Origin of the sequence: Micromonospora sp. RL09-050-HVF-A, assembly GCF_019374995.1 — a bacterium.
In the GTDB taxonomy this organism is placed as follows: domain Bacteria; phylum Actinomycetota; class Actinomycetes; order Mycobacteriales; family Micromonosporaceae; genus Micromonospora; species Micromonospora antibiotica.
Window position 1 is genome coordinate 4194099 of sequence record NZ_JAGKQP010000002.1, and the last position, 23402, is coordinate 4217500.

The window sequence follows — 23402 nt, forward strand, 5'->3', positions numbered from 1 at the left end:
TGAAGCTGCCGTACTCCTGATCCGGTCCCCGTTGTCCACACCCCGCGCCGCCGGTCGTCCCCCGACCGGCGGCGCGGGCGCGTAGGTTGCCATCCATGAGCGCCAGAGACCCCGTCGCCGACCTGCGTCGGATCGCGTTCCTGCTGGAACGCGCCAACGAGGCCACCTACCGGGTACGCGCGTTCCGCAGCGCGGCGACCGCCCTGGCCGCGCTGCCGGCGGCGGAGTTGGCCGAGCGGAACCGGGCCGGAACCCTCACCGACCTGCCCGGGGTCGGCGACGTCACCGCCCGCTGCGTCACCGAGTCGTTGGCCGGCGAGGAACCGGTCTACCTGCGCCGGCTGGTCGCCACCGAGGGCGTCGACCTCGACGAGGCGGCCGCCGCGTTACGGGCCGCGCTGCGCGGCGACTGCCACACCCACTCGGACTGGTCCGACGGCGGGTCACCGATCGAGGAGATGGCGCTCGCCGCCGTCGAACTCGGCCACGAGTACGTGGTGCTGACCGACCACTCGCCCCGGCTGACGGTGGCCCGGGGCCTCACCGCCGACCGGCTGCGCCGGCAACTCGACCACGTGGCGGCGGTGAACGCGGCGCTGCCCGAGGGGTTCCGCATCCTCACCGGGATCGAGGTGGACATCCTCGCCGACGGCACCCTCGACCAGGACGAGCAGCTGCTGGCCCGGCTCGACGTGGTGGTCGGCTCGGTGCACAGCGGGCTACGCGACGAGCGGGCCCGGATGACCCGCCGGATGCTCACCGCGATCGCCAACCCGCACCTGGACATCCTCGGCCACTGCACCGGGCGGATGGTGTCGTCCCGGCCCGCCGGGGTGACCGGGCCGGGTGACAAGGGGCACCGGGCCCGGACCCGCGCCGAGAGCGACTTCGACGCGGACGCGGTCTTCGCCGCCTGCGCCGAACACGACGTGGCCGTCGAGATCAACTCCCGGCCGGAGCGGCAGGACCCACCGAAGCGGCTGATCCGCCGCGCCCTGGAGGCCGGCTGCCGGTTCGCCATCGACACCGACGCGCACGCCCCCGGGCAGCTCGACTGGCAGCGGTACGGCTGCGAACGGGCGGCGCTGTGCGGCGTACCCGCCGACCGGGTGGTCAACACCTGGCCGGCGGACCGCCTGCTCGACTGGGCCCGTAGCCGCGCCTGACCCGGCACCCACCGCGAGCCCGCCGGGCCGCGCCAGGAACCCCGACGGCCCCGCCTCGTTGATCGACCGGAGGTGGCGTGGTTGAGATCGTCGACGGGCAGTACGGGACCGGTGCCGCAGCTGCCCGGTGGTTGGACCGTACGGCGGGCGGAGCGGCACCTGCCGGTCGGCGCGCTGGCCGGCACCCGGCACGAGTGCGTCGACGGCCGGCTGGTGGTCACCCCGTTCCCGCCGGCTGTCGAGAGTGTCGCGACGGCCACCCTGGCCAGCGCCTTCGTCCCGGCGGCCGAGGCGACGGGGCGGCACGTGCTCGGCCGGGTCAACCTGACCTTCACCGCGTCCTGCTGGATCCAGCCGGACGTCACCGTCCTGCACACCCTGCCGGCCGGCGACGAGCAGGAACGCTGGGTGCCGGCGACCCTGTGCACGATGGCGGTGGAGTTCGTCCGGCGCGGCACCCGACGCGACCCGGTCGACCGGTTACGCCGCTGCGCGGCCGCCGGGGTGCCCTGGTTCCTCCGGGTGGAGCTGGACCGGCGGCCCCACCGGATGACCGCGACCCTGCTCCGCCGGGAGGACGGCGGCTACCCGGTCGTCGGCCGGGCGGTCGGCCACCAGCGGCTGCGTACCCGGTTGCCCTTCCCGATCGACTTCGCTCCGGCCCGCCTGCTGCCCCGCCCCTGACCGGCGGTCGCCGCAACCCGACAGCCGGGTCCGGCAAACGCGCTCGACAACCGGACCCGCTGGTCACGTAGGGTCGCAGCGTGGGACGAATCGATGACCTCGCGAACCGGTACGTGGCTGACTGGGCGCCACTGAGCCCGACCGGTGCCACCTATGTCGGCATCGCCGGCTACGACGACCAACTCGACGACCTCTCGCCCGCAGGCTACGAGGCACGGGCCGAGCTGACCCGGCGTACCCTCGCCGACCTGGACGTGACCGAGCCGGAGTCCGAGGCGGAACGGACCGCCAAGGAGGCGATGCAGGAGCGCCTGGGGCTGGAGCTGGCCCGGCACGACGCGGGTGAGATCACCAGCGAGGTGAATGTCATCGCCAGTGGCCTGCACGAGATCCGGATGGTCTTCGACCTGATGCCCACCGAGGGTGAGCAGGGCCGGGCCGCCGTCGCCGCGCGGCTCAACCGCTTCGCCGCCACGTTGGAGGGTTACAAGACCACGCTGCGTGAGGCCGCCGCCGCCGGGCGGGTCAGCTCCAAGGTGCAGCTGACCGAGGTGGCCAAGCAGTGCGACATCTGGACCGACCCGCACGGCGACAACTTCTTCCACGGGCTGGTGCAGCGGCTGGACGCCGACGGCACGCTCGGTGCCGAGCTGCGCCGGGGCGCTGCGGCGGCAACCGCGGCCACCGTCGAGTTCGGCCAGTTCCTGCGCACCGAGCTGGTCCCGCGCGGGCGGGACAAGCAGGCCGCCGGCCGGGAACGCTACGAGCTGGCCTCGCAGTACTTCCTCGGCGCGAAGGTCGACCTGGACGAGACGTACGCCTGGGGTTTCGCGGAGCTGGCCCGGCTGGAGGCCGAGATGCGGACGGTGTCCGGCCGGATCGCCGGCCCGGGCGCGACCATCGACGAGGCGGTGGCCGTGCTGGACGCCGACCCGGCCCGGACCATCCAGGGCAAGGAGGCGTTCCGGGACTGGATGCAGGCGCTGGCCGACAAGGCGATCGGTGAGCTGCACGGCACCCACTTCGACATCCCGGAGCAGGTCCGCCGGATCGAGTGCTGCCTCGCCCCGACCAGCGACGGGGCGATCTACTACACCGGGCCGAGCGAGGACTTCTCCCGCCCGGGGCGGATGTGGTGGGCGGTGCCGCAGGGCGTCACCGACTTCTCCACCTGGCGCGAGGTGACCACGGTCTACCACGAGGGTGTTCCCGGGCACCACCTCCAGGTCGCACAGACCGCCGTCCGGGCGGAGCTGCTCAACCGCTGGCAGCGGCTGCTGTGCTGGGTCTCCGGCCACGGCGAGGGCTGGGCGCTCTACTCGGAGCGGCTGATGGACGAGCTGGGCTACCTGGAGGACCCGGGTGACAAGCTCGGCATGCTCGACGGGCAGGCGTTCCGGGCGGCCCGGGTGATCATCGACATCGGGATGCACCTGGAGCTGGAGATCCCCCGGGACAACCCGTTCGGCTTCCACCCGGGCGAACGGTGGACGCCGGAGCTGGGCTGGGAGTTCATGCGTTCGCACTGCCGGGTGCCGGAGGAGAACCTCCGCTTCGAGCTGAACCGCTACCTGGGCTGGCCGGGGCAGGCACCGTCGTACAAGGTGGGCGAGCGGATCTGGCTCCAGGCCCGGGAGGACGCGAAGGCCCGCAAGGGTGCCGACTTCGACCTCAAGGAGTTCCACCGGCAGGCGCTCGACCTGGGCGCGCTCGGGCTCGATCCGCTGCGCCGGGCGCTGGCCCGCCTCTGAACTGCGCGCACCAGGCGCTGGCCGGCCTCTGAACTGCACGCACCGGGCGCTGGCCGGCGTCGAACCGCGCCGCCGGCCAGGTGGGGACGCCCAGCGGGTGAAACGGATGGTCGGGGGCGGGCGAGGGCCCGCCCCCGACGCACCGTGGGGGTGGAGTAAGGCTCAGGAGAGGCTCGACGCCAGCGCCGGTCGGGCGGTCAGCGTGTCGGAGTCGACGAACGCCAGGCCGATCGATTCTGCACGGATTCCTCCTCGGGCTGGTGCCGACCCGGCGGGCGGGCCGGAAACCCGACCCGCCCGCCGACCGGTGATCAGCTCAGCGCTTGCCGACCTCGTCCTCGGCCCGCCAGTTCGTCGACGCAGGTGGGATCTCGTCGCTGAGCGGGCCACCCTGGCGCACCGCAGCCGGCTGCTCGACCCTGGTCGACGCGTCCCGCACCGGCCTCCCGGTCGGAGCCCCGTCCGGCCGACGCCGCGCCTCGGCCACCGGCGCGCGCCGCCCGGAGACCATCAGCCAGAGCCCCAGCAGCAGCAGAACGGCACCCAGGGCGGCCAGCCCGATCGGCAGGGTACGACCGATCAGCTGGAGCTTGTCCCGGGTCACGCCGGCCGACTTCACGCTGTTGGCGATGGTGGCCTCGTCATAGACGAAGTCCGCGTCCAGCAGGGTCACCGGGCTGCCCTGGTTGGGCACGAAGTTCTTGCGTTGCTGCTCGCGTACCTTGACGAAGTTGCCGCTGACCGGCTCGATCCAGATCGTCCGGGTGTTGCTGTAGGTGACCTTTCCGGTGGTCGCGCCCGGGGCCAGCGCACCGGCCAGCGCGGTCAGCGAGCCCGCCGGGGTGACCAGGTCACTCTCCGGGATCTGCTGCACGTACCGGTACGCCTCGGTGCCGTTGATCTGCTCGGTGCCGTCGAAGGCGATCGGCAGCCCCTTGCGCAGGTCCCGGTCGAAGAAGGTGTGGTCCCTGCGCTCGGCACGGAACGGGAACTTGTAGGTCTGCCCGGCGAAGGTCACCGAGTCGTCGGTGCCGCCCGGACCGTCGGTGTCCAGGTACTGCTTGTCCCAGTCCCGGGCGGCGGCGCTCACCCGGTCCAGGGCGAACTCGGCCGCGTACTTACTGACGTCCGAGCCGTTGTCGGTGCGTACGACGGTGCCGTAGACGTCCCAGACGACCGCCTCGCCCCGCAGGTCACCGGTCATCTCCTTCTCGGTCGTCGCCGCCTGCGGCACCACCTCGGTGGTGGCCTTGAGCTGACCGGTCTGGATCGTCGGCTTCCCGTTGAGCACCTGCATGTAGGTGGCGTTCTCGGCGATCGCGACGCTCGCCCGCAGGCAACCGTCCGGCTTGCCGTCCGCGTTGCAGAACGTCAGGTCGTACGGCAGCTTCGTCACCGACGGCGCCACGTAGTACGCCGTTCCCGCGGCGACCACGAGCGACAGCACGCCGATGCCGAACAGCGCGGCACCCAGGCGAGTCTTCACTGGTCCTCCCCTAACAAGACGGTCAGCCGGTTACCGGCGGAAGATCGAGAATGTAAAACTTGGCCGCACGTTACTCCCGAGTCACATAGGCCCGCGACCCTCTGGACGGTTGATGTCTGCCCCGATTCCCGATCAGGTCCTGCGGCGGCTGCCCGCGCTCGACGCCGTCCGGGTGATCGGAGCACTCGCCGTGGTGGGGCACCACGTCGGTTTCGCCACCGGGCGCAACACCGGCGACACCGCCGTCGGGGCCTGGCTGTCCCGGCTCGACGTGGGGGTCGCGGTCTTCTTCGTCCTCTCCGGTTTCCTGCTGTTCCGGCCGTACGCGCACGCGCACGCGACGGGTCAGCAGCCCCCGGGCACCGGCCGCTACCTGTGGCGGCGGGCCACCCGGATCCTGCCCGCCTACTGGGTGGCGGTGGTGGTCTGCCTGCTGGTGCTGCCGCAGAACCGGCCGGCGTCGACAGGTGACTGGCTGCGGCACCTCACGCTGACCCAGATCTACCAGCACGGTCAGCTCCGGCACGGGATCAGCCAGACCTGGAGCCTGGCCACCGAGGTCACGTTCTATCTGCTGCTGCCGGTGCTGGCGGTCCTCCTGCTCGGCCGGCGACGGCCGACACCGGGCCCGCCGGCGTCGGCCCACCCGGACGGGGTGCTGCGGATCGCGGTGGCCGCGACGGTGGTGACCGGGGGCTGGGTGGCGTTGATGGGTACGGGCGTATTCAGCCTCGGCCTGCACACCATGTGGCTGCCCTCGTACGCCGGCTGGTTCGGTGCCGGGATGGCCCTGGCCGGCGCGCAGGTCGCGTTGCGCACCGGCCGGGGCGTGCGCTGGCGCTTCCTGGACGACCTGGGCCGGGCCCCGCTGGCCTGCTGGACGATCGCCCTGGGCGCGTTGGCCGTCGCCACCACCCCGGTCACTGGCCCCCGGGACCTGGCCGAGCCGACGGCCGGCCAGTTCGCCACCAAGCTGGTGCTCTACCTGGTGGTCGCGGTGCTGCTGATCGTGCCGGTGGCGTTCGGGCCGCAGACCCGCACCAAGGGCGTCTTCGACAGCATCGTCGGCCGGTGGTTGGGCCGGGTGTCGTACGGGCTGTTCCTCTGGCACCCGTTGGTGCTGGAGGGGATCTACCTGGTCGACGGCCGGCCGGAGTTCACCGGTGACCCGCTCGGCACGTTCATCCTCACCGTCGCCGGTGGGCTGGTCCTCGCGGCGGTCAGCTACTACGCGGTGGAGCGCCCCTTCCAGCGCTGGGGTGGGCGGTGGCCGCGTCGGCGCAGCACCAGCGAGAGCCAGAGCAGAGTGGCGGTGGCGACCGCGGCCAACTGAGGCAGCCAGGCGGTGTGCCCACCCCGGGTCGCCGCCCACCAGCCGGCCACGGCGAAACACGCCACCGGCAGCCAGCGCACGGTCGCCCGGCGCAGCCGGTGCATACCCCGCCGGTCCGGCGGGTGCAGGTGCGGCTCCAGGGCCCTCCCGGCCAGCACCACGACCACCACCGCCAGTGCCACCCCGACCGCCGCCGGCCCGCCGAACAGCAGCAACGCCCCACCACCGACGAGCGCGGCGAGCACCCGTCCGCGCCTGCGCCGCACCACCGCCACCATCCCCGGGGTACGCCGTGCCGGCAGCACCGCCAGCAGGGCGACCCCGGTCAGCAGCACCGCCCCGGCCCCGAGCGCCGCCACGTACCCCCGGTCCGGGGCGAAGTGGAGCGTCACCGCACCGGCGACGTCGGCCGGCACCAGCCAGCCCTGCTGCCAGCCGTCCACCACGAACGGGGTGAGGGTCCGGCCGGCTGCGGTGGCCACCCAGCCCGCGTTGGCGTTCTCCCGCAGCGCCAGCACCCGCTGGCCGGGGTAGCTCTCCAGGCGCAGCACCCGCCGGGTGGCCGACCACTCGTCGACCCGCAGCACCGTCCGGGTCGCCCCGGGTTGTCGGGGTCCGTTCGTCGCGTCGCCGGCCCCGGGTGCCGCCGTACCGCCACCGTCCGTGCCGGCGATCCCCGACCCGCCGGTTGTCGCCGGGCGGGCGGAGGTCCCGCCGGCTGGGGCGTCCGTCGGGGTGAGGGCGAGCCGGGTGGGTACGGTCAGCCGGGTCCCCGCCGCCACCAACCGGTTCTCCCCGGCGGTCAGCCGCAGCGGCGTCTTCGCGGCCGGACCGCAGAGCACCGCCGGCACCTCGCGCAGTTCCACCAGGTCCCGTCGGCTGGCGACCAGCGCGGTCCGGCGTTGCCCACCGGGCACGGTCACCGTCGGGCCGGTGCCGCAGGGCAGGGTCACCCGCCTCGCGGGGTCCGCCGGGGTGGCCGGGCCGTCCGGCAGCACGGTCAGCTCACCCACCCCCACCGGCAGGCCCTGCGTCACCCGCCCGTACGGGTCGTACGACGCCACCGGCACCACGTCGGCGATCAGCACGGTCAGGTCGTCGCTGCGCATCGGCCGGTCGAACAGCAGCGTGCCGCCCTCGTCGAGCACCCCGCCGCGCATCCCCTCGTCGCCGAGCACGGTGACCCGCCAGGGGCGGGCCGCCGCCGCACCGGGTGGCAGGGCGATCCGCAGCCCGGTGACGGTACGCGCCTTCGGCCAGGTCAACCGCAGCCATGGTTGCCGGTCGGCGTCGGCGGCGTACCAGATGGTCGCGGGGTTCCCGTCGACCACCGCGCCGGGGCGGGCGGTCGGGTGGGACACGCCGACGGTCGAGGCGGCCACGGTCGGGGTGACCCCGGTGGTGACCGCCGCCGCCCCACCGGGGTCGAGCAGCGCGTTGAGCGCCCCGCCGGGCCGGGGCCGGGCCCACAGTGCGACCCGGTAGTCCGTGCCGGTCGGCAGCTGCACGGTGCGGTCGATCCGGTCGCTGTCCTCGGAGGCGCGGGCCATCGCCCCGGCGCAGAGCGGCCGGCCCTCGTCGAAGACGCACGCCGGGGTGGCCGGGGCGGCGCCGAACACCATCGTGGCCGGCCGGTCGGTGGCCGGTGGGGCCGGCACCACCAGGGTCCGGGCAGCCTCGACACCGGGGATGACGAGTTCGGCGATGCCCACCCCACCGAAGCCGGCCCGGACGTCGAAGACCTCCTCGACGGTGACCCGGACGAACCGGGTGGGGTAGCCGTCGGGCAGGGTCACCTCGACGCTCTGCCCGGCGGTCTGCACGGTGGCCTGCTGCCGGCCGGCGGTCACGGTGATCCTGGTGGGCAGCGAATCGGCCCCGGTGTCGAAGGTGATCCGCACCTGCCGCACGACCTGCGGCCGGTCCAGCTCCACCTCGAACCACTGCCCCGGCGCGCGCGTCCCCGGGGCGGACCGCCACGACGTGCTCAGGTCACCGTCGACCGCCGCGTACGGCTGGTGTTCGGGGCGGCCACCGCCCAGCGGCTGCGCCTGCGACCAGGAGCTGGACGCGGACACCCCGCCGATGCCGAGGTAGCGCACCACGGTGGACTCCCCCTCGGCCCACGGCGGCAGGTAGTCCCGGGCCGGGGCGTCGAGCTGGGGGCGGTCCCGGGCGGTCATGGTGGCCGAGGCGTTGTCGTGCTGCTGCCCGAAGGCCACCTCCCGGCGGCGCAACCCGTCGGTGAGCGTCACCTGTGACGCGGCCAGCCCGGCCGGGCGGTCCCCGGCGAGCACGGTCGGCGCGGCGGAGAGCCGGCCGGCGGCGGCCAGCGGCAGCAGCGACTCGGGGCCGCCGACGACAGTGGTCAGGTCGGCGGCGTCGTACGCGACGATCTGGTCGACGGCGCGGCGGACCTCGTACACCTCCAGGGCCCGGACCCCGACGTCCAGTCCCCGGTCGACGACGTTGCCGGGCAGCCGGCCTCCACCGACCTCGGGGCCGAACCCACGCACCGGTTCGATGCCGGGGGAACGCAGCAGCGCCTGCCGGACCACCACCGGCCGGACGGCGCCGCTGTGGCCGTAGTCGAGGTCGGAGCGCAGCAGCAGGTACTTCACCCCGGAGCGGGCGAGCAGGTCGGCGAGGCCGGCGGAGCCCTGCCCGTCGGCCAGCGCCGACTCGACGGTGTCCAGCAGCCGGATGGTGCCGGGCGGGGTGAGCGGCACCGAGCTGCGCACCGCCCACGGCCGGTTCGACAACGGCTGGGTGATCTCGTCGCTGGGGCTGCCCCACAGGTAGCGGGGGAAGCGGGCGGCGGGCACCACCAGCACCCGGTCGTCGCCGACGGCCCGGTCCAGCCAGTTCGACGCCTGCTGCCAGTAGCCGGGTACCCCGGTGAAGCTGCCCGGGGCGGCCAGCCCGCCGCCGAGCGCGGGCGCGGCCACCGCGGCGACCGCGACCAGGGCGGTGCCGGTGACCAGGCCGGCACGCAGCCGCACCGGCTGGAGCGGCCGGGGCAGCAGAGCGGCCAGTTCGGGCCGGTCGCCGGTACGGGCGGCCCGCAGCACCAGCCCGACCAGGTGGGCCAGGCCGAGGATGAGCGGCAGCCGGAGCACCACGTCGAACTTGTGCACGTTGCGCAGCGGTGCACCCGCCGCGTCGAGGAAGGTCCGCTGGGTCTGCGCGCCGAACCCGTCGAGCTGGCCGAGGTGCCCGAGCCCGACCAGGGCCAGCCCGACCAGCAGGCCGGTGACCAGGAACCGCCGGTGCGGCATGCCCCGGCGGGCCAGCCCGGCGATGCCCAGCCCGGCGACCACCAGGGTGGCGACCACCAGGGGTCGTTCGGTGGCGAGCCGCCAACCCGCCGTCCACGGCGGCCCGTACGCGCCGTTGAGGTAGGCGTGCCAGTGCGAGGCGCCCCGCAGCACGGTGGTGGCGTCGGTGGGGGTGGTGGTCACCGGCGCGGTCTCGATGTAGTCGAGGAAGGGCGGGCTGTACCGGCCGAGCAGCAACAACGGCACCAGCCACCAGGCGGTCGCCGCGCCCACCGCGAGCCCCCAGGCGAACAGCGCCTTCACCCGCAGACGCAGCGGATGCAGGCCGAGCAGCCAGAGCGCGGCCAGCGGCACCACGGCCAGCACGGCGGTCGCGTTGACCCCACCGGCGCACGCCACCACCAGGGCCGACCTGGTGACCGCCCGGCGCAGCGGCACCCCGTCGGCCAGCCCGACCAGCGGGACGAGCACCCACGGCGCGAGCGCACTGGGCCACGCCTCCACCGAGATCGGGCCGAGTTCGGTGAGCAGCCGGGGGGAGAGCGCGAAGGCGGCCCCGGCGAGCAACCGGGCCCACGGGGTGCCGACGTGCAGCCGCTCGGCGAGCCGGACGACGCCGACGCAGGCCACCGTCAGCAGCAACGCCCACCACAGCCGCTGCACCACCCAGGCCGGTACGGCGAGCAGCTTGCCGAGCAGGAAGAACGGTCCCATCGGCCAGAGGTAGCCGTACGCCTGATTCTGCAACTGCCCGAAGGTGCCGTCGGGGTCCCAGACGTGCAGGGCCCGGGTCAGCCATCCGGCCGGATCGATGGCCAGGTCGACCTTGGTGTCGATGGCGATCAGGCCGGGGTCCTGGAGGAAAGCCAGTGCGGACAAAGCCAGACACACCGCAACCAACCGCACACGCCACACCGTGCTGGATGTGTCGTCCGGCCCGTCGGCCGCCCCCGGACGGCCCGGCGACTGCTGCATCTCGCCTCCGATCGGGCATTGCGACGTGCGTGACGCAGCCCATAGTGTGACGCGACCGCGAAGACTACTCGGCAGTAGGAGTTGAGTGTTGGACGCACCCGCTGCCGCCACCACCAGGCACGTACTGTTCCTCAACTGGCGGGACACCCGGAATCCGGAGGGTGGCGGCTCGGAGGTGTACGTCGAGCGGATCGCCGGGGAACTCGTCCGGCACGGCCACCGGGCCACCCTGCTCTGCGCCACCCACCCCGCCGGCCCCGCCGAGGAGACCACCCCCGACGGCGTACGGGTGCTGCGGCGCGGCGGCCGGCACACCGTCTACCTCCGGGCCGCCCTGGCGTACCTGGCCGGCGCGCTCGGCTTCGGCCCGCTGAGCCGCCGCCACGGCGGTCGACCCGACCTGATCGTCGACGTCGGCAACGGCCTGCCCTTCCTGTCCGCCCTCTACGCCCGCCGGCCGGTCATCGCGCTGGTGCACCACGTGCACCGGGAGCAGTGGCCGGTGGTGCTCGGCCCGAGCCTGGCCCGGTTCGGCTGGTGGGTGGAGTCCTGGCTCGCCCCCCGGGTCTACCGCCGCTGCCGGTACGTCACCGTCTCCGCCGCCACCCGTGACGAGCTGGCCACCCTCGGCATCGACCCGGCCCGGGTCGACATCGTGCACAACGGCACCCCCGACATGACCGTCGGCCCGGTGCCCCGCTCGCCGGAACCGTCGCTGGTGGTGCTCGGCCGGCTGGTCCCGCACAAGCAGGTCGAGGTGGCCCTCGCCACCCTCGCCGCGCTCGGTGACGAACTGCCCGGCCTGACCCTGACCGTCGCCGGGCAGGGCTGGTGGGAGGCGCAGCTGCGGCACACCGCCGCCGAGCTGGGCCTCACCGACCGGGTCCGGTTCACCGGCTTCGTCTCCGACGCCGACAAGCGGCACCTGCTCGCCTCGGCCTGGGTGGCGCTCACCCCGTCGCTCAAGGAGGGCTGGGGGCTCACCATCGTCGAGGCCGGCGCGGTCGGCACCCCGACGGTGGCGTTCCGGGGTGCCGGTGGGGTCGAGGAGTCCCTGGTCGACGGGGAGACCGGCCTGCTCGCCGAGGACGTCGACGACTTCGTGGCCAAGGTGCGGCTGCTGCTGACCGACGACGGCTACCGGGCCACCATGGGCACGGCGGCCCGCGCCCACGCCGCCCGGTTCACCTGGCCGGTCTCGGGAAAGAAGTTCGCGGCCCTCGTCACGAGGGCCGCGAACGGTACGACAGGATCGTCGGTCGAGCAGCAGGCTCCGGCGGGATCGCCGGCAGGGCAGTCAGGGCCGGCAGGGTCACCGGTCGGGCGATCGGGTCCGGCGGTGCCGCCGGTCGGGCGGACGGATCCGGCAGGGTCACCGGTCGCGCAGGTGGAACAGTCCTACTTGGTGCCGTAGACCAGCGGCTGGTTGGCACCACCGTTGCCGCCGCCGGACTCGGTGCGGGCGGCCTGCTCGGCCTTCGCCGCCTCGGCCGCCGACGTACCGGTCAGCGTGGTGGCCAACGCCACCGTGCCGAAGGCACCCAGAGCGATCGCGGCTACCGCGACCAGAACCAACGAGAGAGCACTGCGCATGGTGCTGTTTTCCTCCTCGTGAGCTGCGTGCGCGGCACGTTACCACCAAGTAGCCCACACCGGGAGAGTCGCGCGGGTGATCACCGCCGGCCCGCCGGGCGGCCCGGAGCGCCGGTGACCGGACCTCGGCCCGCACCCGCCCGTTGTCGGTGTCGACGGCCGCCCCGCCGCCCACCCGGGACGGCTGACCGCTCCGGTCAGCGCCCGGCCGGATTCTCATAGAGGGTGAGGTCCACACCGGCGTACACCTCGCGCAACCCGACCAGCGCCGCCGGGTCGACCCGCTGGCCGTCGACCGTCCGCTGCACCACCACCCAGCGCACCCCGGTCACCGCGACCGGGCCACCGGCGGCCAGCACCCGGCCCACCTCGGCGGCACGCGGGTTCTCCCCCCGCACCCCGGTCGCGCCCACCCAGAGGGTGTCGTCCACCAGCACGTCGGCGTCGACGTAGCGGGGCAACGGGTCCAGCACCGTCCGGCCGTCGTTCCACGGGTACGCCCGGTAGGCCCCGAACGGCAGTGACAGCACCTCCCCGGACCGGCCGTCGAGCCGGCGGGCCACCGCGTCCCAGTCCGCCGGGTACGTCACCGGGCGCAGCCGGCCCGCCGCACCGAACGCCAGATCGGGCAGCACCACCACGGGCAGCAGCAGGACGGCGACGAGCAACGCCCGCGCGCCACCGGTCGCCCCCCGGGCGGCGACCCGGTCGGCCAGTCGTTCCGCGCCGAGCGCCCCGGCCACCACCAGCAGCAGCGCGTACGGGATGAGGAACTTCTGCCCGTCGCGCAGCACCCCGGCCCCCGGCACCGACGCCACCGCCCACCCCAGCAGGGTGGAACCCCCCGGCAGCACCCCCAGCAGGGCGGTCAGGAATCCGGCGGCGGCCAACCCGGCGAGCCGGTCCGCCACCCCGACCGGCCAGCGTCCGCGCAACGTCCGGACGCCGTACCCCGCCAGCACCAGCAGCAGCACCGTCGCCACCGGCGTCAACGGCGACGAGCGGCTCAGCGGGGTGGTCTGCCCGTTCCAGATCCCCCCGGTGCCGGCCAGCGCGCCGAACACCCCGCTCCAGTTCTCGGCCCGCGCCGCGAAGGCGGCCACCCCGGCCGGGTCGGTCCGGGCGTCCGCCGCGCTCAACCCGGCGACCACCAGCCACGGCAGGTTCAGCACCAGCAGCGCGCCGACGGCCACCGTGGTCGTCCGGGCGGCACCCCGTCGGGCGACCAGCACGGCGACCGTGACCAGGGCGATCAGGCCACCCGTCGGGGTCACCACGGCGGGCAGCGCGACCAGCAGCAGCCGGCGCAGCCCCCCTGGCCGGTGCACCCGGATCGCGGCGTCGACCAGCCACGGCAGCGCCCCGTACGCCAGCAGCAGCCCCCAGTGCCCGATCAGCAGCCGCTCCGCCAGGTACGGCGTCCAGGCGTATCCGACGGCGGCGACCACCCGCACGACCGGCTGCCCGGTGGACACCAGCCGGCCGGCCCCGATCGCCGCGAGCAGCAGCACCCCGGCCAGCACCACCCGTTGCAGCAGCCATCCCGGCACCGCCTGGCTGGCCAGCGAGACCAGGGCGTCCAGCGGCACCGCCCGGGGCAGCGAGTCGACCGGGGCGACCAGCTCGGCCCGCCACGGCTGGTGGGGCACGAAGACCATGTCATAGCTGAGCACATAGCCGGGCGCGGCCAGCGGAGCCAGCACCAGCGCGGTGACGGCCAGCCCGGTGGCGACGAGGATCGACCTCTCCCGCAGGGGTTGACCTCCTCACTAGGCTGACCCGGCGATCGGCGCCGGCGTGGCGACACTGTACTTGCGCTGCTGGTGACCGGCGGAGCCGGCGACCCGGGACGGTCACGGGCGGGCAGCGGACGACCGGCGCGGCCGGCGACACGGAGCGGTGATGGGCACAACATCGGACGACGGGCACGGCCGGCGACCCGGGGCCGTCGGAGGACCCGAGGCCCCCGACGGGCACAGCCGGCGACCCGGCGACGTCACGGGCCGGGGTCCGGGCGACGGGCCAGGTCAGGGATCAGGCGACGGGCCAGGTCAGGGGTCGGTCGACGGGCCAGGTACGGGGTCGGGCGACGGGCGCGGTCGGACGGTCGGGATCGGCGTCGCCGGGGTGGCCGTCACCCTGGCCGGGGTCTTCGTCAACGGGCTCGCCTACGTGGTGCCGGTCCTCGCTGCCCGGCACCTCGCCCCGGCGGAGCTGAGCGCGCTGGCCACCCTGCTGGCGCTCGGCGCGATCGGCGGCGTGGCCAGCACCGGCCTCCAGATCGCGGTGGCCGTGCACCGGGCCCGGCACGGCCGGGCCGCCACCGCCCGCCCCACCCTGCTGACCGTGGCGGTGACCGCCGCGCTGCTGGCCGTGCTGCTGCCGGTGGCCGCCGTCGGGCTGCGGCTGACCGGCCCGGCGGTGCTGCTGCTCGGGGTGCTGACCGTGGCGGTGGTGGCCGCCGGCCGGTGGCTGGGCGAACTCCAGGGCGACCAGCGTTTCCTGCGGCTGGCCGGCGGGATGGCGCTACTCGCCGCCGGCCGCTACGGCGGGATGATCGCCGGACTGGCGCTGGGCGGCGGGTTGACCGGGGCGCTGCTGGCCGGGGCGGTCACCTCCGTACTGGTCCTGGCGCTGCTGGTCCGGCTCAACCGGGGGGCCGGTCTCGACCCGGTGGCCCCGACCCTGACCACCCGCACGGTGCTCACCGCCAGCGGGGCGACCCTGGCGATGCTCGTCGTGTCGTACGCCGACCTGCTGCTGGCCCGCCGGTTCCTGCCCCCCGACGCCTCCGGCACGTACGCGGTCGGCACGGTGCTGACCAAGGGCGCGTTGTGGGCCCCCCAGGTGGTGACGGTCATCGCCCTGCCCCGGCTGGCCCGGGGCGACCGGGGGACGCTGCGCACGGCGCTGCTCCTGGTCGGTGCGGCCGGGGCGGCGCTGGTGCTCGCCTCGGCGCTGGCCGGCGGGCTGGCGTTCGGGCTGGCCGGTGGCCCGGAGTACGCCCGGTACGGCGGCCTCGCACCGCTCTTCGCCGCCACCGGGGCCCTGTACGCGTTGGTCTTCGTGCTGATCAACGCCCGGGTCGCGGCGTCGGCCCGGTGGCCCTCGGCACCACTGTGGATCTCCACGGTCGGCTTCGTGGCCGCGACCGCCACGGTCGTGCCGCACACCGTCGCCGGTATCGCCGGGGCGGCCCTGGTCACGGCGACGGTCACCGTCGTCGGCACCGCAGTGTCGACAATCCACCGCAGAACGGATGCGTCGGTCGCCTCCACCCTTCCGACGGCTACCGTCGCCGTCCCGGGTCGTGACACCCTGCCGGTAGGTGACCGGTAGACGGGGGTTTCTGGTGGCGGTGGTCGACCCGGTCCGGCAGCTGGCCGGCGTCCGCCGTGGGCTGACCGGCACCCGCCGGCCGGTGCGCTGGCTGCTCGTCGTCGGGCTGCTCGTCCTGCTCGCCACCGTGCCCGGGGCGGCACCGCACCGGGCCCTGCCGGACAGTGGGCCGGTTGCCGCCCGGCTGACCGCCGCCTTCGACGACTACGGCGACACCTCCGGCCGGTGGAACGGTGCCGACCGGACGGCCTCGGTACGACTGCCCGACGGCCGGCTGCTCTGGCTCTTCTCCGACACGTTCCTCGGCCCGGTGCACCCCGACGGTTCCCGGCCCCGCACCGCACCCTTCATCCACAACTCGGCCATCGTGCAGCGGGGCGACCGGCTCGCCGAGACGGTGCACGGCGGCACCACCGAGGACCCGCGCGACCTGGTGCCCCCGACGGCACCCGGCGAGTTCTCCTGGATCGGCGACGCCACCGTCTCCGGCGACACCCTCCAGGTGCTGGTCCACCGCTACCGGCGCACCGGCCTCAGCCCGCTCGACCACACCCTGGTCGGCACCGCACTGGCCAGCTTCGCACTGCCCACGCTCACCCCCACCGGGGTCCGCCCGTTGCCACTGGGCGCCCGGGTCTCCTGGGGTTCGGAGCTGCTCCGCGACGGCGGGCACACCTACGTGTACGGCACCGAGGCGGCCGGCGGGGCGAAGTTCGCCCACCTGGCCCGGGTGACCGGGGACGACCTGACCGGCCGGTGGGAGTTCTGGACCGGTGACGGCTGGTCCACCGACGACCGCGCCTCGACCCGGCTGCTCAGCGGCGTCGGTACCGCCTACGGCGTACAGCGGATCGGCGGTCGGTACGTGCTGGTCACCCAGGAGAACAACCTGGTGTTCAGCGGCGATCTGGTGGCCTACTCGGCCGACGCGCCGACCGGCCCGTTCACCGGCCCGGACTACCTGCACCAAGCCCCGGAGACCGCCGCCGGTCACCTGGTCTACGACGTCGACCTGCACCCGGAGCTGGCCCGCCCCGGTCGGCTGCTCCTGTCCTACAACGTCAACGACGTCGACGACTCGGTCACCTACGCCGACGCGGGCCTCTACCGGCCGCGTTTCGTCGAGCTGGTGTGGCCCCGCGACCGACCGGAGCACGCCGACCTCCCCCCGGCGCCGTCGACGCTCACCGCCCGACCGGGCGGCGCCGGCACCGCCGAACTGGACTGGCCGCCGGTACGCGCCGACGACGAGGTGCGCTACCAGGTGCACCGGCGGGACGTCACCGCCGGCCAGACCCACTTCGTCCGGATCGGCGAGCCGACCACCACTCCCCGGTTCTCGGCCGACTTCCTGACCAACGGGCACGACTACGAGTTCCGGGTGAGCACGCTGGGCCGGAGCGGCGAGAGCGCACCCTCACCGGTCGGCCGGGTGACCGCCACGGTGCCGCCACCGCCACCACCGCAGGGCCTGCGGGCGGTGCCCGGCCGGGCCGGTGACGTCGCACTGGGCTGGGAGCCGGTGCCGTTCGTCCAGCTCTTCCGAGTGACGCAGCACGACCTGGGCACCGGGGAGGAGACCACGGTCGGCACCTTCACCGGCACCACCGCCACCGTCGGGTTCCTCCGGCACGCGCACACGTACGCGTTCACCGTGGTCGCGGTCGGTGGTGGCGGGGACAGCCCACCGTCCGAGCCGGTCCGGGCGACCGCCCTGGTCACCCCGCCCGCCCCACCGCCGGGGCTGGTCGCCGTCGGGCAGCCGGACGGCACCGTGCGGTTGTCCTGGCGGACGCTCGGCCCGGGTGTCTCCTACCGGGTGTGCCGCCGCGACCTGACCGCCGGCACCCCGCAGGACGGCCCACCGGCGGTGGAGGTCAGCGCCGGGCACGTCGCCCGGCACCTGACCCACGGCCACGAGTACGAGTTCACAGTCGACGCGGTCAACGACGGCGGAGCGGGGGCCCGGTCCGCGCCGGTGCGGGCCCGCGCCCGGTTCACCGCCCCCACCGTCGCCCCGACGGACCTGCGCGCCGAGGCCGGGGTCGGCAGCGTGGAGCTGACCTGGCGCGCTTCGGTAGCCGACGGGTGGCACCGGGTGTACCGGCGGGACGTCAGCGCCGGGGAACGCGACTTCACCGCCGAGGAGATCCCCACCCGGGGCACCCGGGCCGTCGTGCCGGGGCTGCGCAACGGGCACGAGTACGAGTTCACGGTGGCCGCGACCAACCAGGCGGGTGCGGGCCCCCGCAGCGCACCGGTCCGGGTCACCCCGCAGTTGCCCACCCCGACCGGGCTCGACGTGACGGCCACCGGCAGCGGCGAGGTCCGGTTGACCTGGCGGTCGGCCGGGCCGGGGTTCGCCTACCGGGTGCACTGGCGCGACGCCACCACCGGGGAGCGGTGGCGGGTCGGCCCGTACCCCGTGTGGGAGACCCGGCACCAGGCGGTGCTGTTGGCCCGGGGGCACGACTACCGGTTCCGGGTCGCCGTGACCGACGGGCGGGACGACGGGCCGCCGTCCCCGGAGGTCGGCGTCCGGGTCCGCTGATCGGCGGGCGGTCGGCCCCGCCGATCCCGCCTCCGCTGTTCCGACCCCGACCCCGACCCCGACCCCGCCCGCGACCGTCCCGGCCCCGCTTCCGCTTCCGCCGCGAAGGTCCCGACCTCGCTTCCGCCTCCGCCTCCGCCGCGACCGTTCCGGCCCCGCCACGGCCCCCGGCGTGCAGGTGCCACGGGGTCGTGGTGGCCGGCGGCAGCCGGCTGATCGGGGGTGCGCAACTGTGCCGCCAGCCACTCCGGGTCACCGCGCGACGCCCCCGCCCGGCCGATTCGTCCGCCCCCGCAGGGCGGCCCCGGTCGGCGCATCCGGACACCGCGCCACGATCGGTCATACACCGTGTGACCGGCTACGACACGCGGTGGTGAGGATGGCCGGACGCACGCTGTCGGCTGGCCGTCCGGTTGGCTACCGTAGGTGTCCCTGGGGGCCGCAACCCCCCACGTGGTACGTCCGATCGAGGTGGCTGTGACCCTGTACGGCGACAATCAGGTCTCCGACGACCGCCCCACGGTGCAGGTCACCGCGGTGAGCTGGCCGGGCGAGGACGAGCCTCCGACGGCTGGCGGCGCCGCGGGCTCGGCCCCCGGCGGCGGGCCGTGGTGGCGACGCGGGCGGGTGTTGCTCGCCGGTGGCGTGACCACGGCGGTGCTGGCCGGGGTGGTCGGCGTGGGCGCCTGGGCGTACGCCGGGGACGTCCCGCGCGGCACGAGCGTGCTCGGCACCGAGCTGGGTGGCCGCAGCCGCGCCGACGCGGCCAAGGAGCTGCGGGCCGAGCTGGAGAAGCGCGCCGGCAGGCTCAACGCGCCGCTGACCGTGGTGGTGGGGGAGAACCGGGCGGAGGTCAATCCCGCCGACGTCGGCCTGACGGTGGACGTGGACGCCACCGTCGCCGCCGCCACCGACACCCAGGCGCACCCGGTGGACCGGCTGTTCGGCTCCCGTACGGTCGAGCCGGTGGTGACGGTGGACGCCGCCAAGTTGGATGCGGCGTTGCGCCAGATCCTCGGTAAGCAGGGCCGGGACATGACGATGCCGGCGATCATCTTCACCGGCACCACCCCGAAGCCGGTCTACCCCAAGCCGAGCCTGACCCTCGATGCGGAGCAGTCCGCCCGGGTGGTCCGCACGGGTTGGCTGGCCGGGCAACCGGTGACGGTGCCGGTGGTGGAGAAGAACCCGGTGACGACCCGGGAGGAGGTGGACCGGCTGGTCGCCGAGCTGGCGAAGCCGGCCGTCGCCGCTCCGGTCACCATCACCTCCGACAAGGGGTCGGTCAGTGTCCCGCCAGCGGCGATCGCCCGCGCGCTGCGCTTCTCGGCCGACGACGAGGGGAAGCTGACGCCGAAGGTCGACGTGAAGCGGCTCCGGTCGGCGCTGGGCAGCAAGCTGGCCGCGATCGAGTCGACGCCCAAGGATGCCGGTCTGACCATCTCGGCCGGCAAGCCGAAGGTGGTCCCGGGGCGGGCCGGGAAGCAGCTCGACTCGGCGGCGCTGAGCCGGGACCTGCTCGCGGTGCTGCCGAAGGCGGACGGCCGGACGGTCACCGGGCAGCTGAAGGAGGCCGAGCCCGAGCTGACCGAGGCGAAGCTGGCCGAGCTGGGCATCAAGGAGCGGGTCTCCACCTTCTCCACGAAGTTCCCCGGCGGGCTGTCCTCACCGCGCAGCCAGAACATCATCCAGGCGGCGAAGGACGTCGACGGCACAATCGTGCAGCCGGGTGAGACCTTCTCGCTGAACGCGCACACCGGCGAGCGCGGCTACGCCCAGGGCTACAAGGACGCCCCGGTGATCCTCGGCGGCAAGCTGGTCCCCGGGGTCGGCGGCGGTGTCTCCCAGTTCACCACCACCCTGTTCAACGCCAGCTACTACGCCGGCCTCCAGGACGTCGAGCACAAGCCACACTCGTTCTACTTCAGCCGCTACCCGGCGGTGATCGAGTCGACGATCTTCTGGCCCGACCTCGACTTCAAGTTCCGCAACAACACCCCGCACGGGGTGCTGATCGACACTGCCTGGACCTCGAACACGATCACGGTGTCGATGTGGAGCACCAAGATCTACGACAGCGTGAAGACCGAGTACGGCCCACGCCGCAACGTCACCAGTCCCAGGACCGTCTACCTGGAGCCCGGCCCGACGTGCATCGCTGCCGCCGGCAGCACCGGTTTCACCCAGGACGCGTTCCGGGTCATCAAGAAGGACGGCAAGGTCGTCAAGCGGGAGAAGTTCAGCTGGACCTACGACCCCGAGCCGAACTTCGTCTGCGGTCCCAAACCCTCCTGATCCCCCTCACCTCTCCCCACCCGCCCGCTCTGACCCGGGGTGGGCTGGGCACGGATGAGCCCCGCCGGCGACACCGGCGGGGCTCTCGTGCTCTTTCGGGTCGGCCCCCGTCAGGGGCGGGCGTCGGCGAGTCCCTGGCGGACGCCCTCGGCGTCGCGGTCGGTCCCGTAGACGGGGGTGTCGGGCTGCTGCCGCCAGCTCTCGTCCAGCGTGCCGGCGTCCACCGGGTCGAAGCCGAGCGCGTCGACGAGCTGCATCACCACCTGCTTGGCGTCGTCGTCGTCACCCGCCACCGGCAGCGCGATCCGGTCACCGGCCCCGGCCGGCTTGCCGTGGTCCATCAGGTGCGCGGCCTGGATGTTGTTGAAGGTCTTCACCACCCGGGCGCCCTTGAGATGGTCGGCGGTCCACCGGCTGGAGCTGAGGCTGCGGTCGAGCAGCTCGGCGATGTCACCGTCGCGCTGCGGGTAGTAGTTGTTGGCGTCGACGACGATCTTGCCGTCGAACGGTTGGGGCGGCAGCCCCGGCACCGCGAGCAGCGGGATCGCCACCACGACGAGTTCGGCGTCCTGGACGGCCTGGTCCAGCGTGCCGGCGGTGGCCCCGGTCTCCTGGGCCAGCTCGGTGAGGCTCTGCGGGCCCCGCGAGTTCGCGACTGTCACGTCGTGCCCGAGGGCGCTCAGCCGCCGGGTGAGGGTGCCGCCGATGTGCCCCGAACCAATGATTCCGATCTTCATGACCACTCCTGCCTCCGCCGGTCCCGACGGTCAGTTCCGGTCGTACGGTCAGCAGGTACCCCGCCCGGTCCGCTGCGATTGCGGACACGACGTACTCCACGTCACGTTTCCCGCCATGCTGGGTGTGGGTCCCTCCGGAGCCGGGTCCCGCATCGACGGTACGAGGTGAAGCCCGCTGCTCGGGGCGATTCACCGAAGGCGGCACCAGCTCCGGACGCGGGCCCCCGTGGCTCTACGCGGGCCCCCGTGGCTCTGGACGCCGGCCCGCGTGCTGCCAGGCTGCACCGTTCCCGCGACCGTGCCGGTGGACGGTGTGACCCGATGGAGGGGTTCGGGGCGTGAAAACAGTTGAGGCCGACCCCGAAGGGTCGGCCTCAACCAAAGATTGTCCGGCGGTGTCCTACTCTCCCACACCCTCCCGAGTGCAGTACCATCGGCGCTGGAGGGCTTAGCTTCCGGGTTCGGAATGTAACCGGGCGTTTCCCCTCCGCCATGACCGCCGTAACACTATGAACATATCAAACAACACACACACCCACACATGGTGGGGGGTTGTTTGGTGTTTGTTCAGAGTTGCACAGTGGACGCGTAGCAGCCTTGTAAGCAAGTCCTCGGCCTATTAGTACCGGTCAACTGAACCCGTTACCGGGCTTACATTTCCGGCCTATCAACCCAGTCGTCTAGCTGGGGGCCTTACCCCCACAAAGTGGGGTGGGATACCTCATCTTGAAGCAGGCTTCCCGCTTAGATGCTTTCAGCGGTTATCCCTTCCGAACGTAGCTAACCAGCCGTGCCCCTGGCGGGACAACTGGCACACCAGAGGTTCGTCCGTCCCGGTCCTCTCGTACTAGGGACAGCCCTTCTCAAGTATCCTACGCGCACGGCGGATAGGGACCGAACTGTCTCACGACGTTCTAAACCCAGCTCGCGTACCGCTTTAATGGGCGAACAGCCCAACCCTTGGGACCTGCTACAGCCCCAGGATGCGACGAGCCGACATCGAGGTGCCAAACCATCCCGTCGATATGGACTCTTGGGGAAGATCAGCCTGTTATCCCCGGGGTACCTTTTATCCGTTGAGCGACACCGCTTCCACTCGCAAGTGCCGGATCACTAGTCCCGACTTTCGTCCCTGCTCGACCTGTCAGTCTCACAGTCAAGCTCCCTTGTGTACTTGCACTCAACACCTGATTGCCAACCAGGCTGAGGGAACCTTTGGGCGCCTCCGTTACCCTTTAGGAGGCAACCGCCCCAGTTAAACTACCCACCAGACACTGTCCCTGAACCGGATAACGGTCCGAAGTTAGATACCCAAATCAACCAGAGTGGTATTTCAAGATTGCCTCCACCCATACTGGCGTACAGGTTTCACCGGCTCCCACCTATCCTACACAAGCCCATTCAGATACCAATGTCAAGCTATAGTAAAGGTCCCGGGGTCTTTCCGTCCTGCCGCGCGTAACGAGCATCTTTACTCGTAATGCAATTTCGCCGGGCCTGTGGTTGAGACAGTGGGGAAGTCGTTACGCCATTCGTGCAGGTCGGAACTTACCCGACAAGGAATTTCGCTACCTTAGGATGGTTATAGTTACCACCGCCGTTTACTGGCGCTTAAGTTCTCCGCTTCGCCCCGAAGAGCTAACAGGTCCCCTTAACGTTCCAGCACCGGGCAGGCGTCAGTCCATATACATCGAATTACTTCTTCGCATGGACCTGTGTTTTTAGTAAACAGTCGCTTCCCCCTGCTCTCTGCGGCCATACAACGCTCCACCCGCACGGGGCTTCACGTCTCCGGCCCCCCTTCTCCCTAAGTTACGGGGGCAATTTGCCGAGTTCCTTAACCACAGTTCGCCCGATCGCCTCGGTATTCTCTACCTGACCACCTGTGTCGGTTTGGGGTACGGGCCGCTAAGAACTCGCTAGAGGCTTTTCTCGGCAGCATAGGATCACTGACTTCACCTGAATCGGCTCGGCATCACGTCTCAGCCCCATGTGTTGCGGATTTGCCTACAACACGGCCTACACGCTTACCCCGGCACAACCACCGGCCGGGCTCAGCTACCTTCCTGCGTCACCCCATCGCTTGACTACTACCCACCAGGTTCCTGCGCTCCCCGTTCTCAGTCCGAAGACCTCCAACAGTTCGGGCAGTTAGCACAATAAGGTTCATCACGGGCGCTCTTTCGCGGGTACGGGAATATCAACCCGTTGTCC

General features: G+C 72.9%; 11 protein-coding genes, 2 rRNA genes and 2 pseudogenes (1 of these 15 only partly in view). 8 read left to right on the forward strand and 7 right to left on the reverse strand.

The annotated features are described in order from the left end of the window. The first annotated feature begins 95 nt into the window (after positions 1-95). The 3 genes from J7462_RS18370 to J7462_RS18380 all read left to right on the forward strand — a co-directional run bounded on the left by J7462_RS18370 (position 96) and on the right by J7462_RS18380 (position 3601). A complete protein-coding gene (locus J7462_RS18370; RefSeq protein ID WP_219465157.1) occupies positions 96-1166 on the forward strand; it encodes a PHP domain-containing protein in 1071 nt (356 codons plus the stop codon). An 81-nt stretch (positions 1167-1247) separates the two neighbouring features. Then, the gene (locus tag J7462_RS18375; protein WP_219465159.1) at positions 1248-1850 is read left to right on the forward strand and encodes a Uma2 family endonuclease; all 603 of its coding nucleotides are present in this window, start codon (positions 1248-1250) and stop codon (positions 1848-1850) included. A gap of 80 nt (positions 1851-1930) precedes the next feature. Then, on the forward strand, positions 1931-3601 hold the full coding sequence (locus J7462_RS18380; protein WP_208570811.1) for a DUF885 domain-containing protein: 1671 nt from the start codon (positions 1931-1933) through the stop codon (positions 3599-3601). Between the two features lie 316 nt (positions 3602-3917). Here J7462_RS18380 and J7462_RS18385 read toward each other — a convergent pair whose 3' ends face one another. Beyond that, positions 3918-5087: a DUF3068 domain-containing protein gene (locus J7462_RS18385; protein WP_219465160.1), complete on the reverse strand. Its 1170-nt coding sequence runs from the start codon at positions 5085-5087 to the stop codon at positions 3918-3920. Between the two features lie 112 nt (positions 5088-5199). Between J7462_RS18385 and J7462_RS18390 the strand changes: the two genes are divergently transcribed. Further along, the gene (locus J7462_RS18390; protein ID WP_219465161.1) at positions 5200-6420 is read left to right on the forward strand and encodes an acyltransferase; all 1221 of its coding nucleotides are present in this window, start codon (positions 5200-5202) and stop codon (positions 6418-6420) included. On the opposite strand, the gene J7462_RS18395 is transcribed toward J7462_RS18390, so the two are convergent. Then, positions 6315-10673, reverse strand: coding sequence for an alpha-(1->3)-arabinofuranosyltransferase family protein (locus J7462_RS18395; protein WP_374197535.1), 4359 nt, complete (start codon positions 10671-10673; stop codon positions 6315-6317). The genes J7462_RS18390 and J7462_RS18395 overlap by 106 nt on opposite strands. Before the next feature lie 88 nt (positions 10674-10761). Here J7462_RS18395 and J7462_RS18400 point away from each other — a divergent pair. Beyond that, positions 10762-11907 (forward strand): annotated as a pseudogene (locus J7462_RS18400) (glycosyltransferase family 4 protein); the annotation flags it as partial. A gap of 164 nt (positions 11908-12071) precedes the next feature. On the opposite strand, the gene J7462_RS18405 reads toward J7462_RS18400, so the two are convergent. Then, positions 12072-12266, reverse strand: a complete 195-nt coding sequence (locus J7462_RS18405; protein WP_208570806.1) for a hypothetical protein — start codon at positions 12264-12266, stop codon at positions 12072-12074. Positions 12267-12472: 206 nt separating this feature from the next. After that, a pseudogene (locus J7462_RS18410) lies at positions 12473-14020 on the reverse strand (hypothetical protein); the annotation flags it as partial. Positions 14021-14378: 358 nt separating this feature from the next. Here J7462_RS18410 and J7462_RS18415 point away from each other — a divergent pair. The 3 genes from J7462_RS18415 (at position 14379) to J7462_RS18425 (ending at position 20451) form a co-directional block, all read left to right on the forward strand. After that, entirely contained in the window at positions 14379-15605 is a 1227-nt protein-coding gene (locus tag J7462_RS18415) for a polysaccharide biosynthesis protein (protein ID WP_219470443.1), read from the forward strand. Next, the gene (locus J7462_RS18420) at positions 15595-18156 is read left to right on the forward strand and encodes a DUF5005 domain-containing protein (RefSeq protein ID WP_219465165.1); all 2562 of its coding nucleotides are present in this window, start codon (positions 15595-15597) and stop codon (positions 18154-18156) included. Before J7462_RS18415 ends, J7462_RS18420 begins: the two co-directional genes overlap by 11 nt. 471 nt (positions 18157-18627) lie before the next feature. Beyond that, positions 18628-20451, forward strand: a complete 1824-nt coding sequence (locus tag J7462_RS18425; RefSeq protein ID WP_219465166.1) for a VanW family protein — start codon at positions 18628-18630, stop codon at positions 20449-20451. Positions 20452-20561: 110 nt separating this feature from the next. On the opposite strand, the gene J7462_RS18430 is transcribed toward J7462_RS18425, so the two are convergent. The 3 genes from J7462_RS18430 to J7462_RS18440 form a co-directional block, all read right to left on the reverse strand. Next, positions 20562-21188, reverse strand: a complete 627-nt coding sequence (locus tag J7462_RS18430; protein ID WP_219465168.1) for an NADPH-dependent F420 reductase — start codon at positions 21186-21188, stop codon at positions 20562-20564. A gap of 387 nt (positions 21189-21575) precedes the next feature. Next, positions 21576-21692 (reverse strand): 5S ribosomal RNA (rrf, locus tag J7462_RS18435). A 95-nt stretch (positions 21693-21787) separates the two neighbouring features. Further along, a 23S ribosomal RNA gene (locus J7462_RS18440) occupies positions 21788-23402 on the reverse strand; it runs 1494 nt beyond the window's last position.